Source organism: Phenylobacterium sp., from assembly GCF_016793225.1.
In the GTDB taxonomy this organism is placed as follows: Bacteria; Pseudomonadota; Alphaproteobacteria; order Caulobacterales; family Caulobacteraceae; genus Phenylobacterium.
This window is the reverse complement of record NZ_JAEUMN010000123.1, coordinates 16,279-32,064: the sequence shown is the minus strand read 5'-3', so window position 1 is coordinate 32,064 and position 15,786 is coordinate 16,279. Positions and strand designations below refer to the sequence as shown.

The 15,786-nt window shown below is 71.0% G+C and carries 14 protein-coding genes; 6 read left to right on the top strand and 8 right to left on the bottom strand.

Features of this window, described 5'->3' with window-relative positions:
- Position 1 precedes the first annotated feature (1 nt).
- Positions 2 to 214, top strand: a complete 213-nt coding sequence (locus JNK30_RS14745) for a general stress protein (RefSeq protein WP_293483241.1) — start codon at positions 2 to 4, stop codon at positions 212 to 214.
- A gap of 85 nt (positions 215 to 299) precedes the next feature.
- Here the strand turns inward: JNK30_RS14745 and egtB are convergent, their stop codons facing one another.
- Entirely contained in the window at positions 300 to 2,456 is a 2,157-nt protein-coding gene (egtB, locus tag JNK30_RS14740; RefSeq protein WP_293483240.1) for an ergothioneine biosynthesis protein EgtB, read from the bottom strand.
- 236 nt (positions 2,457 to 2,692) lie between these two features.
- On the opposite strand from egtB, the gene JNK30_RS14735 reads away from it, so the two are divergent.
- Positions 2,693 to 3,232 carry a sigma-70 family RNA polymerase sigma factor gene (locus JNK30_RS14735; protein ID WP_293483239.1) on the top strand — a complete coding sequence of 180 codons (540 nt, stop codon included), beginning with the start codon at positions 2,693 to 2,695 and terminating at the stop codon, positions 3,230 to 3,232.
- A gap of 199 nt (positions 3,233 to 3,431) precedes the next feature.
- On the opposite strand, the gene JNK30_RS14730 is transcribed toward JNK30_RS14735, so the two are convergent.
- Positions 3,432 to 5,174: a CocE/NonD family hydrolase gene (locus JNK30_RS14730; protein ID WP_293483238.1), complete on the bottom strand. Its 1,743-nt coding sequence runs from the start codon at positions 5,172 to 5,174 to the stop codon at positions 3,432 to 3,434.
- Between the two features lie 121 nt (positions 5,175 to 5,295).
- Here JNK30_RS14730 and kynU point away from each other — a divergent pair, with 121 nt between their 5' ends.
- Entirely contained in the window at positions 5,296 to 6,522 is a 1,227-nt protein-coding gene (gene kynU / locus JNK30_RS14725) for a kynureninase (RefSeq protein WP_293483237.1), read from the top strand.
- 85 nt (positions 6,523 to 6,607) lie between these two features.
- Positions 6,608 to 8,167, top strand: coding sequence for a long-chain-fatty-acid--CoA ligase (locus tag JNK30_RS14720; protein WP_293483235.1), 1,560 nt, complete (start codon positions 6,608 to 6,610; stop codon positions 8,165 to 8,167).
- Positions 8,168 to 8,206: 39 nt separating this feature from the next.
- Here the strand turns inward: JNK30_RS14720 and JNK30_RS14715 are convergent, their stop codons facing one another.
- Positions 8,207 to 8,821 carry a glutathione S-transferase family protein gene (locus tag JNK30_RS14715; RefSeq protein ID WP_293483233.1) on the bottom strand — a complete coding sequence of 205 codons (615 nt, stop codon included), beginning with the start codon at positions 8,819 to 8,821 and terminating at the stop codon, positions 8,207 to 8,209.
- A gap of 92 nt (positions 8,822 to 8,913) precedes the next feature.
- On the opposite strand from JNK30_RS14715, the gene JNK30_RS14710 reads away from it, so the two are divergent.
- On the top strand, positions 8,914 to 9,141 hold the full coding sequence (locus JNK30_RS14710; RefSeq protein ID WP_293483232.1) for a hypothetical protein: 228 nt from the start codon (positions 8,914 to 8,916) through the stop codon (positions 9,139 to 9,141).
- Between the two features lie 247 nt (positions 9,142 to 9,388).
- Here JNK30_RS14710 and JNK30_RS14705 read toward each other — a convergent pair whose 3' ends face one another.
- The 5 genes from JNK30_RS14705 to JNK30_RS14685 all read right to left on the bottom strand — a co-directional run bounded on the left by JNK30_RS14705 (position 9,389) and on the right by JNK30_RS14685 (position 15,318).
- Positions 9,389 to 9,856 (bottom strand): hypothetical protein, encoded by a 468-nt coding sequence (locus tag JNK30_RS14705; RefSeq protein WP_293483230.1) that lies wholly within the window; start codon positions 9,854 to 9,856, stop codon positions 9,389 to 9,391.
- Positions 9,853 to 10,299 carry a hypothetical protein gene (locus JNK30_RS14700; RefSeq protein WP_293483228.1) on the bottom strand — a complete coding sequence of 149 codons (447 nt, stop codon included), beginning with the start codon at positions 10,297 to 10,299 and terminating at the stop codon, positions 9,853 to 9,855. The genes JNK30_RS14705 and JNK30_RS14700 overlap by 4 nt, the downstream gene beginning before the upstream one ends.
- 60 nt (positions 10,300 to 10,359) lie before the next feature.
- The gene (locus JNK30_RS14695; RefSeq protein ID WP_293483226.1) at positions 10,360 to 11,847 is read right to left on the bottom strand and encodes an NAD(P)/FAD-dependent oxidoreductase; all 1,488 of its coding nucleotides are present in this window, start codon (positions 11,845 to 11,847) and stop codon (positions 10,360 to 10,362) included.
- 74 nt (positions 11,848 to 11,921) lie between these two features.
- The gene (locus JNK30_RS14690) at positions 11,922 to 13,154 is read right to left on the bottom strand and encodes an autotransporter outer membrane beta-barrel domain-containing protein (protein ID WP_293483224.1); all 1,233 of its coding nucleotides are present in this window, start codon (positions 13,152 to 13,154) and stop codon (positions 11,922 to 11,924) included.
- 10 nt (positions 13,155 to 13,164) lie between these two features.
- Entirely contained in the window at positions 13,165 to 15,318 is a 2,154-nt protein-coding gene (locus JNK30_RS14685) for a caspase family protein (protein WP_293483222.1), read from the bottom strand.
- Between the two features lie 220 nt (positions 15,319 to 15,538).
- Here JNK30_RS14685 and JNK30_RS14680 point away from each other — a divergent pair, with 220 nt between their 5' ends.
- Positions 15,539 to 15,745, top strand: a complete 207-nt coding sequence (locus JNK30_RS14680) for a hypothetical protein (RefSeq protein WP_293483220.1) — start codon at positions 15,539 to 15,541, stop codon at positions 15,743 to 15,745.
- Positions 15,746 to 15,786: the final 41 nt, after the last annotated feature.

Sequence of the window (15,786 nt, the reverse complement as noted above, 5' to 3'; positions counted from 1 at the left end):
GATGGCCACCGCTGACACCGGCAAGCCCCGCGCCCGACGCGGCTTCGCCGCCATGAACCCCGAACGCCGCCGCGAGATCGCCCGCAAGGGCGGCGCCAGCGTCCCCGGCGAGAAGCGCAGCTTCGCCAAGGACCGCGACCTGGCCGCTTCCGCCGGCCGCAAGGGCGGCGAGGCCAGCCGCGGCGGCGGTCGCACGCGCGGCAGCGAGAGCTGAGGCGCCGACCCGCGCCATTCCAACATGACGATGCAGCGCAGGGGATGAGAGACCCAGGTCTCTCATCCCCTCTTGCTGTCGGGGCTCAGGCGCGGAGCAGCACTTCGGCGAAGCCGGGTTCGGCGCTGCGCCAGCTTTCCTCCACGGACCAGCCGGCGTCGCCGGCGAGCGCCGCGAAGCCTTCCAGCGTGAACTTGTGCGAGTTCTCGGTGTGCAGTGTCTCACCCGCCCGAAAGTGGAACGGCCGGCCGGCCACGCGCACGGTCTGGTCGGCGAGGCTCTCGAGGTGCATCTCGATCCGGCTCTCGGCGGGGTTCCAGATCGCGCGGTGGCGAAAGGCCGCGAGATCGAAGTCCGCGCCGAGCTCACGGTTGATGCGGGCAAGCAGGTTCAGGTTGAAGGCGGCCGTCACGCCCTGGGCGTCGTCGTAGGCCGCCACCAGGACCTCTGGCGACTTCACGAGATCGATCCCCACCAGCAGGGCGGCGCCGGGGCCCAGGAGGCGACGCGCGCCCTCCAGGAAGGTCCTGGCCTGCGCCCGGTCGAAGTTGCCGATCGTGGAGCCCGGGAAGAAGCCGACCACCGGCCTGCCGCGCGCCGCCTCGGGCAGCTGCAGGGCGTTGGTGAAGTCGTCGCGAAGGGCGGCCACGGTGAGCCCGGGATAGTCGGACCGGATCGCCCGCGCGGCCGCCTGCAGCGCAGTTTCCGAGATGTCGATCGGGACGTACACGGCGAGCTGGGGCGCGGCGTCGAGCAGGATGCGAGTCTTGGTGCTGGCGCCCGAGCCGAACTCCACCAGCGCGGCGGCGTCGGGGATGCGGCGGGCGATCCGGGCGGCCTGGTCCTGCAGCAGCGCGATCTCGGTCCGGGTCGGATAGTACTCCGGCAGTTCGGTGATGAGCTCGAAGAGGCGCGAACCCTCGGCGTCGTAGAAGTGCTTGGGCGGGATCGACTTGCGGGACTTCGACAGGCCCGCCAGCACGTCGGCCTCGAGATCCGACGCTGCGGCGCCTTCGCCGTGTCCGTCCAGCGCCAGGCGCACGCCGGAGAACATCCAGCGCTGATGCGGATAGAAGAAGTTGCGGTAGCTGGCGCGGACGTGGCCGGCCGGCGTCACCGAGGCGCCGCCGCGCAGCACGAACTGGCCGGACATGAACTTGCCGTTGTACTCGCCCACCGCCCCCGCCGCGGGGCGGAACCCGGGGTACGGAAGGTAGGCGCTGCGGGTCCATTCCCAGAGCTCGCCACGGCCCCTGAGGTCGCCGCCGGCGGTCGCCGCGCGCTCCCACTCGGCCTCGGTGGGGAGCCGCGCGCCGGCCCAGGCGGCGTAGGCGTCGGCCTCGTAGTAGCTCACGTGGCTGACCGGCTGGTGGGGATCGAGCGGCCGCGCGCCCGTCAGACCCATGATGGTCCAGCCGCCGGCGCCCTCGCGCCAGTAGACGGGGGCCTGCCAGCCCTCGGCCCGGCAGAGGGCCCAGCCGTCGGACAGCCAGAGCTCGGGCCGCCGGTATCCGCCGTCGGCCATGAACGCCAGCCATTCGCCGTTGGTCACCAGCCGGTCCGCCAGGCGGAAGGGCTCGAGCCAGACGCGGTGGCGCGGCCCTTCGTTGTCGAACGCGAAGCCGTCGCCGGCATGGCCGATCTCCGCCAGGCCGCCCGGCACGTCCGCAAATGCCATCGGGCCGGGGTCGGCCGCGGGCGCGGGCCGCGGCGGCGCGAAGGCGGGGCTGAGCGGCGACTGGGCGAACAGGTGCAGGATGTCCATCAGGATCAGCTCCTGGTGCTGCTCCTCGTGCGCCAGCCCCAGGTCGAGGAGGCCGCCCAGCGTGTCCACGCCGTTCGCCAGCAGCCGCTCCATCGCTGCGTCCACGTGGGCGCGATAGGCGAAGACGTCGGCCACGGTCGGACGGGTGATCAGCCCCCGCGCCGGTCGCGGCTGCCGCGGGCCGACCGCCTCATAGTAGGAGTTGAACAGGTAGCCGAACCGCGGATCGAACACGCGGTAGCCGGGCAGGTGCGGCCCCAGCATGAAGGTCTCGAAGAACCAGGTGGTGTGGGCGAGGTGCCATTTCGTCGGGCTGGCGTCGGGCATCGACTGGGCGCCCATGTCCTCGGGCGTCAGGGAGCGCGTCAGGGCCTCCGTACCGCGGCGCACGGCCCGGTAGCGCACGATGGCGTCCGTCGCGCTCGCTTCGACGTGCAGGCGAGAGCGATCCTCAGGCCGTCGTTCGGTCTCGCGCATCTGAGGTCCCTTCATGATCGAACGCCGCACCCGACGTCCGTCACCATGGGGACAAAACCGGAACGCGGCAACAGGCCGGGTCATGCCCCGTCCGCATCGCATCGATGCCAACGTCGATTCGCCCACAGCGGTTCCGCCGTCCTGGCCTAGCGGCCGGAACGGTCCCAGGCGCGCCGCGTTCAGATGACCTGGCGGCTTCGTACCGGTCGAGCGGCCGGGTTCCCAAAGGGGTGTGTATGACCTCCGTGTCGAGTTGGCGGGACGATGTCGTCGGACTCATTCCCGCGCTGCGAGCCTTTGCGTGGTCCCTCAGTCACAACGGGTCCGACGCCGACGACCTGGTTCAGGACACGCTGATCAAGGCGTGGGCCAACCGCGACAAGTTCGAGCCCGGCACCAACCTGCGCGCCTGGCTCTTCACGATCCTGCGGAACACCTACTACACGAACGTCCTGCGCCGCCGCCGCGAGGTGCGCGACGAGATGGGCGAGTACGCCAGCACGCTGAAGACCCCGCCGACCCAGGAGTGGAGCGTGGCCATGCGCTCGCTGCAGGCGGCCCTGCAGCAGCTTCCCAGCGAGCACCGCGAAGCCCTGATCCTGGTGGGCGCGGCGGGGCTCTCCTACGAAGAAGCCGCCGAGATCTGCGGCTGCGCGCTGGGCACGATCAAGAGCCGTGTGAACCGGGCCCGCGCGCGCCTGCTGAAGATCATGGACGCGGACGACCCGACGGACGTCATGGCTCTGGAGTCGGCGGCGGTTCTGGGGACGGCCTAGCCGCGTCCTGCTCGGCGGCGGCCTCGAGCTCGTCCACCACGCGCATCACGTGCTCGGGCACGCCCCGGGCCTCGAGTCCCCGGAACATCCCTCTCAGCGCCGCATCAACCGCGGCTGCGCGCTTCCTGCCCGCCATCGCGCCCCCCTGCCCGCGCAGACTACACATGTGAGCCGCGCGAGGTCGAGCCGCCGACCGCTGCTATTTCGTCTCCGCCGGATAGACCACGGGCAGGACCACCGCCGTCGGATGGGCGGCGTCGACGTAGATCGTGTTGACCGCCACCCGCGGCTTGAGCTTTCCCGAACCCGGCGGCTCGCCGGTGTTGGGGTTCACCTCGAAGCGCGGGCTGTTCGACGAGGTGATGTGCAGCGCGATCCGGTGCCCCTTCTCGAAGGTGATCGCCGTGGGCCACAGGTCGATGACCAGCTTCTCGGGCGCGCCGGGGGTCATCATCCGCACCTGTTCCGGCATCCGCCCGTCGCGGAAGCGCGTGCGGATCGGCGCGTCGAGGATCAGGGCCTCGTAGCCGTCGGGGTAGACGTCCACCAGCTTGGCGACGAAGTCGGTGTCGGGCCCGTCGGTCGCGGCCCACAGCTCCACCTTCACCGGGCCGGCGATGGCGACATCCTTCTCCAGCGGCGGGGTCGAGAAGCGCAGGTAGTCCTGCCGCTGGCCCACCTTGCGCTGGTCGTCCGGTCCGCGCTCGAAGGTCAGGTTGGCGCCGCCGAAGGTGGTCACCGGGTTGGCGGGGTCGAAGCGGTAGCTCCACCGCTGCCCCTCGCCCGTCGGCGCGCTCGGGACGAGGCTGTTCCCGGGGCCGGGATAGTAGCGCACCTCGCGGTAGGCGGGCGGCCAGTTCGCCGAGGCGAGCATCCGGTTCTTCGGGCTGTAGGCGTCCTTCCGCGCGCTCGCCATCATGAAGTACTGGACCGGCGGCTCGTCCATGATCCCGTTGTCCTGGCCCTTCAGCCAGTAGTCGAACCAGCGGATCTCCTGGTCGCCGCCCAGGCTCAGGCGGTCGCTGCCGGGATAGGCCAGCTCGCCGGAAAGCTGGCCGTGGCCGAACGGGCCCATCAGGAGCTTCTGGTTCCCGCGCGCGCCGGCGGCGCCGTGGTTCTGCAGCCACTCGAAGTTCTCGACCGTGCCGCCGTTGAAGATGTCGTACCAGCCGCCGACGTTGTAGATCGGAATCTGGATGTACTTGCGGTTCTGGACCATGGAGACGCGGTTCCAGGACACGTCGTCGAAGGCCCGGCCGCGGGTGCGGTTCAGCGCCTCTTCCGAGACCCCCTGCCCGCGCAGCCAGCCGACGGTGTCCTTCTCCTTCAGGACGCCGCCCGGATAGCTGTAGGCCAGCCGGTCGGCCGGGGCGACGACCACGTAGGCGGCCTTCAGGTGCGGGGGCGCAGCCATGGCCGCCGAGTTGGCGGTGATCCCCAGGGCCGAGCCGCCCGTCATGCCGACCCTGCCGTTGGACCAGGGCTGGGTCCCGGCCCATTCCACCGCGTCGTAGCCGTCCTCGATGTCGTTCTCGAAGGCGGCGTAGAAGCCCTGGCTGCGACCCTTGCCGCGGACGTCCTGGAGCACGAAGACGTAGCCGGCGTCGGTATAGCGCTTCGCCTGCGCCGCCAGCCGCTTGCGGTTCTCCTCGCCCCTGGGATCGGCGTTCGGATCGATGCGGCCGTCCTTGAGGTAGGGCGTGCGCGAGAGGACCACCGGCCAGGGCCCCTGCCCCGCCGGCTTGAACACATTGGCGGACAGCTTCACGCCGTCGCGCAGCGTCATGACCTCCTCGACCGCTCCGGGCGGCAGCCCCGGCCACGGCGCGGGCTTCTCGGCGGCGGCCGCGGCCCGCCGCTGCGCCAGCGCCGGGTCCGCCGCGGCGGTCGTGAGGATGAGCGCCGCCGTCGAGGCGAGCGCCAGCTTGCGCCAGCTCAGCATGTGTCCCGTTCCCTCCCGCGGGTCTTGCCGCCCGCGCCTTCGAAGCCCTGTGGCGGCATCTAAGCACGCACCGTGCGAGGTGTCCTTTCCGCGCGGAAACGCGGCGGCTAGAACCCGCGTCATGGACCGCGCCCACGCCGAAGCCCTCGACGCCGACGATCCGCTGCGCGCGTTCCGCGACCTGTTCGACCTGCCGGACGGCATCATCTACCTCGACGGCAATTCGCTGGGGCCGATCCCGAAGGCGACGCGCGGGCGGATGGACGACGTCCTGGCGCGCGAGTGGGGCCACGACCTCATCACCAGCTGGAACAAGGCGGGCTGGATCGACGCGCCCCAGCGGGTGGGCGACAAGATCGCGCGGCTGATCGGCGCGGCGCCCGGCGAGGTGGCGGTGGCGGACTCCACCTCGGTGAACCTCTTCAAGCTCGCGGCGGGCGCGCTCCCGCTGCGCCCGGGGCGCCGGAAGATCGTGACCGAAGCCGGCAACTTCCACACCGACGTGTACGTGCTGGAGGGCCTGGCCGCGCTGGTCGGCGCGACGCTCGAGGTCCTGCCCCGCGACCAGGTGCTCGGCGCCGTCGACGACGAAACGGCGCTGTTGGTGCTGACCCATGTCCACTACGCCACGGCCGAAGCCTGGGACATGGCGGCCGTCACGGCGGCGGCGCACGCGAGGGGTGCGCTGGTCCTCTGGGACCTCAGCCACACCGTGGGCGCGGCGGGCTGCGACCTGAACCGTGCGGACGCCGACCTCGCCGTCGGCTGCGGCTACAAGCACCTGAACGGCGGGCCGGGCGCGCCGGCCTTCCTGTTCGTCGCCGAACGTCACCAGGCGGCGATCCGCCCCCCACTGTCCGGCTGGATGGGCCACGCCGCGCCCTTCGCCTTCGAGCCCCGCTACCGCCCGGCCCCCGACATCCGCGCCCAGCTCTGCGGCACGCCGCCCATCCTGGGGATCGCGGCGCTCGAATGCGGCGTCGACATCCATCTGCGCGCGCCCGCCGGCGCCGTCGCCGCCAAGGGCCGCAGCCTGTGCGAACTGTTCACGCGGCTGGTCGAGGCCCGCTGCGGCGGGCTCGGCCTGACGCTGGTGGGCCCGCGCGACATGGCCCGGCGCGGCCTGCACGTGGCGTTCGCCCACCCCGACGGCTACGCGCTGGTCCAGGCCCTGATCGCCCGCGGGGTGATCGGCGACTTCCGCGACCCCGACATCTGCCGGTTCGGCTTCACGCCGCTCTTCCTCAGCCATGCCGAGGTCTGGGACGCGGTGGAGATCCTGCGCGACGTGCTGGAGACCCGCGCCTTCGAGCGTCCGGAGTTCCGGGTCCGGGCGACCGTGACCTGAAGGCAGGCTTCCGCCGCGGGGTCCCCGTTGCTAGCTATTCCGCCGACGGGCGCGGAAACGCCCGCGAGGAAACCCAAGGGCCAGAATGACCGACGATCCCATCCAGTTGCTGATCGACATCGCGCGCGTCCACGGGCGTGAACGCGCAGACCGCGTGGCCGTGCACTTCGAGGGGCGCGACCTGACCTACGCCGAGCTCGACCGGCGCTCCGACCAGGTGGCGGGGCTGCTGCAGAAGCTGGGCGTGAAGGCCGGCGACCGCGTGGCCTGGCTCGGCCGGGCGTCGGAGGCCTGGTACGAGATCTTCTTCGGCGTGGCCAAGGCGCGCGCCTGCTTCGCCCCGATCAACTCGCGCCTCGCCGTGCCCGAGATCGCCTTCATCCTGCAGGACTCCGGCGCGGACGTGTTCTTCGTAAGCCCCGAGTTCTACGCGGCCGCGGAGGCCGTGCTGAACCAGGTGGACCGCGAGGTGCTCGTGGTGGGCGTGGGCGGCGGCAGTCCCGCCTTCATGGACTACGCGTCGGCCCGCGACTCCGCTCCGGCCCCCGCGCTGTCGGAGCCGACGGCGGACGACGACGTCCTGCAGCTCTACACGTCCGGCACGACCGGCCTGCCGAAGGGCGTGCGCCTGACCAACGCCAACTACAGCGCCTTCCTCAACCTGCGCCACGCGATCGAGGGGTTCTCGTACGAGGCCGACGACACGGTGCTGATCCTGATGCCGATGTTCCATGTGGCCGGCACGAACATCAGCTTCGCCGGGCTGGCCTCGGGCGCGCGCATCGTGCTGCAGGCCGACTTCGTCCCGCCGAAGGTGCTGGAGGCCTTCGGCGTCGAGCGCGTGAACCACGTCTTCCTGGCCCCGGTGATGATCAACGCCCTGCTGCAGACCCCCGGCGTGGACCAGGCCGACTTCTCCAGCCTGAAGACCGTGAGCTACGGGGCTTCGCCGATCTCGGAAGCGGTGCTGGCCAAGGCCACCCAGGTGTTCGGATGCGGGTTCATCCAGTTCTACGGCATGACCGAGACCACGGGCGCCGGAACCACGCTGGCGCCCGGTGAGCACCGGGGCGAACTTCTTCGGTCATGCGGCCGGCCCTGGCCGACGCTGGAGACGCGGATCGCCGACGAGGACGGCGCCACGCTGCCCGCGGGCGAGATCGGCGAGATCGAGATCCGCGGCCCGATCGTCATGGCCGGCTACTGGAACCGGCCCGAGGCGACGGCCGAAACCATCCGGCCGGACGGCTGGCTGCGCACCGGCGACGCCGGCTATATGGACGAGAGCGGCTTCTTCTTCGTCCACGACCGGGTGAAGGACATGATCGTGTCGGGCGGCGAGAACGTCTATCCGGCCGAGGTGGAGAACGCGATCCTGGGCTGCCCGGGCGTGGCCGACGCCGCGGTCATCGGCGTGCCCGACGACAAGTGGGGCGAGGCGGTGAAGGCCATCGTCGTGAAGGCGCCCGGCGCCGACCCGACGCCCGACGACGTCATCGGCTGGGCCCGCCAGCGGATCGCCGGCTACAAGGCCCCCAAGAGCGTGGACTTCATCGACGTCCTGCCGCGCAACCCCTCGGGCAAGGTGCTGCGCCGCGAACTGCGCAAGCCGTACTGGGAAGGGCGGGACCGGAAGGTCGGCTGAGCGGCGTCCGGGCCGGACGAGCCGGCCCGGACACGGCTGTCAGGCGCTGGCGGCGGCGCTGGGACGGGCCTTCACGCGCTCGAACCAGTCGGCGACGCGCTTGTTGTTCGTGTCCACGGGCTGGCCCACCATGGCCCCGAAGTCCATGAAGGCGAACAGCTGGATGTCGGCCAGGGTGAAGCGGTCGCCGGCGATCCACGGGCCCTTCATGTTGGCCTCCAGCCAACGCAGGCCGTCCTGGGCCACCGCCTTCAGGCCCGGCGACGCCTCGGGCAGGCAGCGGATGCGCGACTGGAACATCGCAAGGCCTTCGCCGTAGCGGAACCCGTTGGTCATGGGCTCGCAGATGTTCAGGTCGACGCGGCGGGTCCACATGCGGGTCTCGGCGCGCTCCTCGGGCGTCGTGCCGATCAGCGGCGGGCTGGGGTGCTTCTCCTCGAGGTACTCGCAGATGGCGGTGATCTCGCTGAGGAGCCCGCCGCCGTCCATCTCCAGGGCCGGGGTCTGGCCCGCCGGATTGACCTTCAGGTAGGCGTCCTGGCGGTTCTCGCCCCCGCGGAGGTCCACCTCGATGCGGGGAAGATCGATCCCCTTCTCCGCCATGAACATCTTCACGACCCGCGGATTGGGCCCGATCGACGTATAGAGCTTCAACGCTAGTCCCTTCCCTTTTCTCGTTGTCCGACCCGGGGCCGGCTCGCCCCAGGGGTGGAATCACTCGCCCGTTGGGCGTATAACGCCGCGTCATGCAAGAGCGCAGTTTCCGCAAGGATCTGACGGGCTCGGACGAGAGCCTCGATCATTTCCTGTCGCGCCTCAAGGGACAGCTCTCGCGGCCCAAGGCGCGCTCCCGCCGCTATCCCCCACCGGAGGACGGCCACTTCGTCACCAGCCGGCGCCCGTTCGGCGGCGCAGGCGGCGCCGAGGCGCCGATCCCTTCCGACCGACCTCCGGCCGACTGCCACGCCGTCTAGGGCCGCCTTTAAACTCGAGCGCGTTCTCGGAGCGAAGGCGGCTGCCGCCTTGCCGAACGCACTCCAGGGCTCAGGCGCCATTCGATATCGGCGCTTTCAACACCTCCCGGCCGTCCCGGCGAAGGCCGGGACCCAGATCCATGCGCGGGACTTGGTGGGAGGGGCTCCGAACCCGCGGACCCCGCCTCTTAGCCACGCCATCTGGATCCCGGCCTTCGCCGGGATGATCGGGCCTTGAGTCCGGAACCTAGGGCTGCAGCGTGAAGTTCGAGGCCAGGACGCACTCCGCCCTTCCCTGCGGCGTCCTGACCGTGGCGGGCTGGCCGGCGCCCGGGGCGTAGAACCACTCGCCCTTGGCGGTCTTCACCTGCAGGAGGGCCGGTCCCGTGAACTGGCAGACCGGGTAGGTCGCCGGGCTCCAGCCGCCACCGTAGCGCAGGGTCGAGCAGTCCATGTGGCCGAACTGGCGGCCGAACACGACGCCTTCGTAGAGCGTGGCCTTGAACGCCCTGAGCCGCCGGGCTTCGAACTGGGCGGCTGTGATCTCGGGACACGGCGGACCGGCGACCGCCACCTGCCGGGCGCGGTCGAGCGCAAAGTCACGCTGCCGCAGGTAGCTGCCGCCATAGAGCCAGGCGGCGAAGCCCAGGAAGACGGCCGCCGCGACCCAGACCGCCGCCCTCTGGCCGGCCGTCAGCCGGCGGCGGCGCGTCATGCGGGCGCCCTCGCGGTGGCCAGCACGCACCGTGCGACGCCGTCCCGGGTGGACACCGTCGCCGGGCGCCCGGGCCCGGGCCGGAAGCGCCACTCGCCGCGGGCGGTGCGGACGCGCAGGTCGCTCGGCCGGTCGAACTGGCAGACCGGATAGCTCGCGTCACCGCGGCCGCCGTCGACGAAGATGGTGGCGCACTCCATCTCGCCCTTGCTGCGCTCGAACGAGACCTCGCCGTAGTCCGAGCGGCGCAGGCCGCGGGGCGCCGCCAGCAGTTCGGCCTCGGTGATCTGCGGGCACGGCGGGCCCTCGATGGCCCAGGCCTTCGCGTCGTCGACCCGCATCTGATGGATCCGCAGGTAGCGCGCGCCCAGCCCCCCGACGACCAGGACCGCGATCGCGGCGAGGATCGTGGGCCCGACCCACGTCTGCTTTCCAGCGAGCATCGGCGAAGCTCCGAACTACAGTCGTACGACGGAGCAAATTTACAGGCGTAGGTCAAGCGCTCAGGCGGCGAGTTTCTCCGTCGAGGCCTGCGCCGGGCGCGCCCGGTTGGAGAAGCGCAGGACGCCGTCCTCGAGCTTGGCGTAGCGCAGGCTCATCAGGTCCAGGGCGTAGTTCTGGTTCAGCTTCCAGGGGACCTTGTTCCCCTGCTTCGGGAACTTCGCCATGGCGCGCTGCACGTAGCCGGACGAGAAATCGAGCCAGGGCTCGAAGGTCACGCTCGGGTCGTCGTTCACCGGCGTCGCCTGGCGCAGGCCCGTCGCCTTCATGTGGTTGAGCAGGCGGCAGACGTATTCGCACGTCAGGTCGCACTTCAGCGTCCACGAGGCGTTGGTGTAGCCGAACGCCGAGGCGAGGTTCGGGACGCCCTCGTACATCATGCCCTTGTAGGCCAGCGTCTGGGACGGATCGACCTGGCGGCCGTCGACGCTGATCTCGACGCCGTTCCAGACCTCCAGCACGAGGCCGGTCGCCGTGACGACGATGTCGGCCGCCAGCTCCTGGCCGGACTTCAGGCGGATGCCGGTCTCGGTGAAGGTCTCGATGTGATCGGTCACGACCGAGGCGCGCCCGGCCTTGATCTCGCGGAACATGTCGGCGTCCGGAACCAGGCAGAGCCGCTGGTCCCAGGGGTTGTAGGTGGGCGTGAAATGGCGGTCGACGTCGTAGTCCGGCCCGAGCTGTTCGCGCACCATCTTGATGATGTTGGCCTTCACCTGCGCGGGCTTCCGGCGCGCAAGGTTGAAGAACCACATGCCGAACAGGACGTTGCGCCAGCGCACGATGTCGTAGGCGAGCTTGCCGGGCAGCCGACGGCGCAGCCAGTTCGCCATCGCATCCTCGGCCGGGCGGCTCACCACATAGGTGGGCGAGCGCTGCAGCATGGTCACGTGGCCCGCGGTGCGCGCCATCTCGGGGACGAGGGTCACGGCCGTGGCGCCGGAGCCGATCACCACCACGCGCTTGCCGGCGTAGTCGAGGCCCTCGGGCCACTTCTGCGGATGGACGAAGGTTCCCCTGTACCGGTCCGCGCCGGGCCACTCGGGCGTGTAGCCACCCTCGTAGGAGTAGTAGCCGCCGCAGAGGAACAGGAAGCCGCAGGTGAACCGCTTCACGGTCCCCGCGACCTCGGCCTCCACCGTCCAGCAGGCGTCCTCGGTTGACCACGCGGCGCGCTTCACCTGGTGGCCGAAGCGGATCTTGCGGTCGATGCCGTTCTCGGCGGCGGTCTGGCGGACATACCTCAGGATCGACGGACCGTCCGCGATCGCCTTCGCCTCGGTCCACGGCTTGAAGGCATAGCCCAGGGTATACATGTCGGAATCCGACCGGATGCCCGGGTAGCGGAAGATGTCCCAGGTGCCCCCGATCGCCTCGCGGCCTTCCAGGATCACGTAGCTGCGGTCGGGGCACGCCGTCTGCAGGTGATAGCCGGCGCCGACGCCGGACAGCCCTGCGCCCACGATCACAACGTCGAAGTGTTCAACCATGTCCGCCTGCCGCCACCGATCGGGACGCGGGTATAACTGAACACCGCTAAGTTGTCAGCGTGCCTGGTCCGCGGTCAGAACCGCGACCGGAACCCGGCGCTCACGCGGTGCCGCGACGCGTCGCGGTAGCCCACCTGTCCTTCGTAGTCGACGTACGGCGCGAAGCCGTTCGGCAGGACGAAGAGGAGGCTGGCGCCCAAGTTGAACGCATTGCGATCCGGGGCGTCGTTGCTCAGGCGGAACGGCGTCCTGGCCGGATCGAGCGCGAGGCGCGTCGTCGCGGTGCGGGCGTCGTCGTCGAACTCGTGTTCGAACTCGACGCGCGCCTGCGGGACGACGACGCCCCAGCTTGCGCCGATCGCATAGGAGGCCCGCGCGCCGAGGATCGACGTGAACGACGTCGACCGTGCCCGGGAAACGTTCAGCGCCAGGCCGACGCCGCCGTCGCGCTCGGTGTAGGCGTCGATCTTCGTGCGGATGTAGCGCAGCCGCGCGTACGGCCCGAGGCTGAGCGGGCCCATCTGGCCGTCATACCCGAGGCCGACCGCCGCGTGGTACTCGCGCCCATCCGGCGACCCCACGGCCCGGACGTTGGTCTGCGGGATCAGGCGGTTGCTTTCCTGGAACGTCGCGTTGCGCCGGATCCGGTGGTCCGCGAACCCGACGCCGGCCGAGGCGTCCAGCCAGACCGCATCCGATAGCGAGGTCGAGCCGAACGCCAGGATTGTCACCTGCTCGGTGTCGATGCCGCCGGCGTCGGCCTGGGGCGTGAACGCATTGCCCGGCCGGTTCGCGTCGAAGTCCGAGCCGTAGTCGCTGTAGGTCGCCGAAAGGCCGACGATCGTGTTGGGCGAGAGCCGCCAGTCGACGCCGGCGGTGATGCGCCAGGCGTCCGCATCGAACCCGCGCTCGTTGTCGAACGGCCCGCGATCCTGGTCGGACCATTCGCCCTGCACGCTGCCGAAGAAGCCGAAGCCGCCTTCGGCCTTCGCGTCGCTGTCCCCGGCGCGGACGCCCTCCAGCCGCCGCTCGGTGGCTTCGGCCAGCGCCTGCGCGCGCGCCAGCGATGTCGAGGCCAGCACCGACGTCTGGTTCGGGTTCAAGGAGGACTCGCTGTCCCCGGAAAGCTGCCCGCCGCGCGAGGCGGCGCAGAGGCTCGCAAGCGCGCCGGTGGCGCCCGTGCAGGCCTGCAGGAAATAGGTCTGATAGGCCGCGTTCCCCGCCGATTGGGCGTGGGCGGCGCCGCCGCCAAGGCCCCCCAGCGCCACGAGGGCCGTGGCCGCCCGACGCATCATCCGCATGACCATGCTCCCCTCCTCAGTTCTTCGTCACGAAAAAGAAGTCCCCGGCTTCATGTCCGGCAAAGCGGATCGGCGCGTAGACTGGGATCTGGTCGATGCTGGCCCCGGCGGCCGAGGTGGTCACCTGCTGCACGACCCTCTGGGCCAGGCGCTGGCTCTCCATCACGCCCTGATTGGCCTCCAGCGCCGCCAGGAACGCCGCGGCGAAGACCGAGTGTTCGCCCCCACCGCCGTCCAGCACCGGCTGCACCCCGCCCGAGGTCAGAACCACGCGCGCCCGTTTCGTGGCCATGGCCTTGAGCCAGCGCATGCGCTCCTCCTCGGTCAGGCCCGCCTCCAGCCGGGCCATGGAGGCGCGGGTGAGCACGCCCGAGTAGCAGCTGTCGGCCACCAGCAGCACCTGCTTGGCCGTCATGGCGTTGAGGACATCGGTGATCTGGATCGACGAGATCCAGTTGGCGGTGGAATTGAGTTCCGCGTCGACGGGCAGCCAGTAGCCGCGGTTGTTCACCCGGTCGAGTTCGCCGTGCCCGGCGTAGTAGATGAGAAGGTTGTCCTGCGCGGTGAGCTCCTCGCGCAGCTTGTTGAGCGCGGAGAGCAGCTGGTACCGGTCGGCGTTCAGCAGCAGCGTGGTCTTGAAGCCGTAGCGGCGGCGCAGCACGTCGTCGACGGCGCGGGCGTCGTTGACGGCGGTCTCCAGCCGCTCGAGGTGACGGTAGCTGTTGTTGCCGATGATCAGGGCGTGGTAGCGGCCGAAGCTGAAATCCGGCGGCGGCCTGATCACCCCCGGCTGGGCGGTCCGTACGGCGACAGGCTTCTGCTCCGTCGCGGCCGCCAGCCTCGCCGCTTCCTCGCGCGCCGCTTCCGCCCGTCGGGCCGACTCGCGCAGCACCGAGGCCTCCTTCTCGAGCCGGGCCACTTCACCGTTGAGCGTCCCCAGGCGCTCACGCGACTCGGCGAGCTCCGCCTCGCGGGCCGCCAGTTGCGCCTCGAGTTCGGCCCGCCGTCCGTCGCCGGACTGGGTCCGCCCCCGGCTGTCGTCCAGCGCTGCCCGTAGCCGCTCCACCTCGGCGCGCTGCGCGGACATCGCCTCCAGGCTGCGGCCCAGCTCGCCTTCGGCCGCCTTCAGGCGCGCGCCGAGTTCGCCCAGCTGGCGTCGCGCGGCCTCGGCCTGCGACAGCGCGCCTGCGACGTCAGTGGCGCGGCGGGCCTCGGCGGCCGCGAGGTCTGTCTGGAGGGTCCGCGACCGCGCCTCCAGCTCGGCCACCGAGGCCCGGGCCCGGGCCAGCTCTGCATTGCGGGCCTCGACGACCTGCCTCTGGGCCTCCATCTCGCGTCGCATGGCGGCGAGCTCGGCGCTGGCGCTCTGCTGCGCCGTCACCGCCGTGCCGGCCCGCCGCGTCTCGACCTCGACCGCCGCCGTCCGCGCGGCAAGCTCGCGTTGGGCGTCAGCCAGCCTGCGCTCGGTCTCCCCCAACACCGAGCGATCCCGCTCCAGGCGCTGGCGCACCGCATCGAGATCCTGCTGCAGGCGCCCGCGCTCGGCCCGCTCCGCCTCCAGGAGCCCGGCGAGCGCGTCACGCTCGCGCCGCAGCCCCTCCACCTCCTCGCCCGGCGCGAACGACAGGCTCGCCGCGTCGAGGCCGGACGCGCGGCGATACCATTCCAGCGCCTTCGCCACGTCGCGCGGAACACCCACGCCCCGCTCGTAGAGGGACCCGAGGTTGATCTGAGCGCGAGCGTAGCCCTGCTCGGCGGCGAGCTCGTACCATTGGCGCGCCAGATCGGGCTGCGCCTGTCCGCCGACGCCCTTCTCCAGGATCTCGCCGACGTTGGTTTGCGCCTCGGGATCACCGGCTCGAGCTGCGGGCAGCCAGACGTTCATCGACGCCGCCGTGGTCGCGCGATCGAACGCCGTGTACTCCCCGCCCCGGACGGCGCAGTCCCCGGCGGTGGTCTTCACCGCGCGCCGCTGCGTCACATAGGTGGCCTGGGTCCCGAGCCTCTGCACCTTTCCCGGAAGCAGGCAATCGACGATCAGGAGGCTCTCGGCAGGCCGCGTGGCCGCGGCGGCCTCGCCGGCGCCGGCGAACGCAAGCGCCAGGGCCCACGCCAGCCTCTTCCGTCCCAGGATCCGCGCCGTCCCGCCCACGCGCCGCACCCTTCGCATGCCCCCGGATCGATAACAGGGTTGTGTCAGCTACGTAAGTCGGATGCCGAGGGACGCTGGCTCGTGCGCCCGAGCAAGGCCCCCGAGACCGCGGGCGCTTCAGATCAACGATCCGTGAACATCGCTCGTTGGGCTCGCAGGTGGGGCGAAAGTGCGATTTAAAGTAGAGTTGTTGACAACCTAGGGGTGGTCGGGGGCCTCGCAGAGAAGGAACTGATCCATGGCTGACGCCGAACGCCTCTCGCGCCTGGAATTCCGGCCCTGGCCGCACGCCGACCCGGTGCCCTGGCCCTATCTGATCGACATCCTCGACAAGCGGCAGATCCTCGAGATCGCGAAGGTCCAGGTCCAGCTGCACGAGGACATGCTCCGGGCGCAGCTGAAGGCTGTCGACGCGGTGCAGAAGGCGATCGGCGTCGGGCGCTGACCCGTCGACCTGGCGGCGGTTCCGGCCGCCGCCCCCGCCTC

Excerpts from the sequence above, each read along its gene's own strand:
- JNK30_RS14745 (WP_293483241.1), top strand. The coding sequence starts at position 2 with ATGGCCACCGCTGACACCGGCAAGCCCCGCGCCCGACGCGGCTTCGCC.
- egtB (WP_293483240.1), bottom strand. The coding sequence starts at position 2,456 with ATGCGCGAGACCGAACGACGGCCTGAGGATCGCTCTCGCCTGCACGTC.
- JNK30_RS14735 (WP_293483239.1), top strand. The coding sequence starts at position 2,693 with ATGACCTCCGTGTCGAGTTGGCGGGACGATGTCGTCGGACTCATTCCC.
- JNK30_RS14730 (WP_293483238.1), bottom strand. The coding sequence starts at position 5,174 with ATGCTGAGCTGGCGCAAGCTGGCGCTCGCCTCGACGGCGGCGCTCATC.
- kynU (WP_293483237.1), top strand. The coding sequence starts at position 5,296 with ATGGACCGCGCCCACGCCGAAGCCCTCGACGCCGACGATCCGCTGCGC.
- JNK30_RS14720 (WP_293483235.1), top strand. The coding sequence starts at position 6,608 with ATGACCGACGATCCCATCCAGTTGCTGATCGACATCGCGCGCGTCCAC.
- JNK30_RS14710 (WP_293483232.1), top strand. The coding sequence starts at position 8,914 with ATGCAAGAGCGCAGTTTCCGCAAGGATCTGACGGGCTCGGACGAGAGC.
- JNK30_RS14705 (WP_293483230.1), bottom strand. The coding sequence starts at position 9,856 with ATGACGCGCCGCCGCCGGCTGACGGCCGGCCAGAGGGCGGCGGTCTGG.
- JNK30_RS14700 (WP_293483228.1), bottom strand. The coding sequence starts at position 10,299 with ATGCTCGCTGGAAAGCAGACGTGGGTCGGGCCCACGATCCTCGCCGCG.
- JNK30_RS14695 (WP_293483226.1), bottom strand. The coding sequence starts at position 11,847 with ATGGTTGAACACTTCGACGTTGTGATCGTGGGCGCAGGGCTGTCCGGC.
- JNK30_RS14690 (WP_293483224.1), bottom strand. The coding sequence starts at position 13,154 with ATGGTCATGCGGATGATGCGTCGGGCGGCCACGGCCCTCGTGGCGCTG.
- JNK30_RS14685 (WP_293483222.1), bottom strand. The coding sequence starts at position 15,318 with ATGCGAAGGGTGCGGCGCGTGGGCGGGACGGCGCGGATCCTGGGACGG.
- JNK30_RS14680 (WP_293483220.1), top strand. The coding sequence starts at position 15,539 with ATGGCTGACGCCGAACGCCTCTCGCGCCTGGAATTCCGGCCCTGGCCG.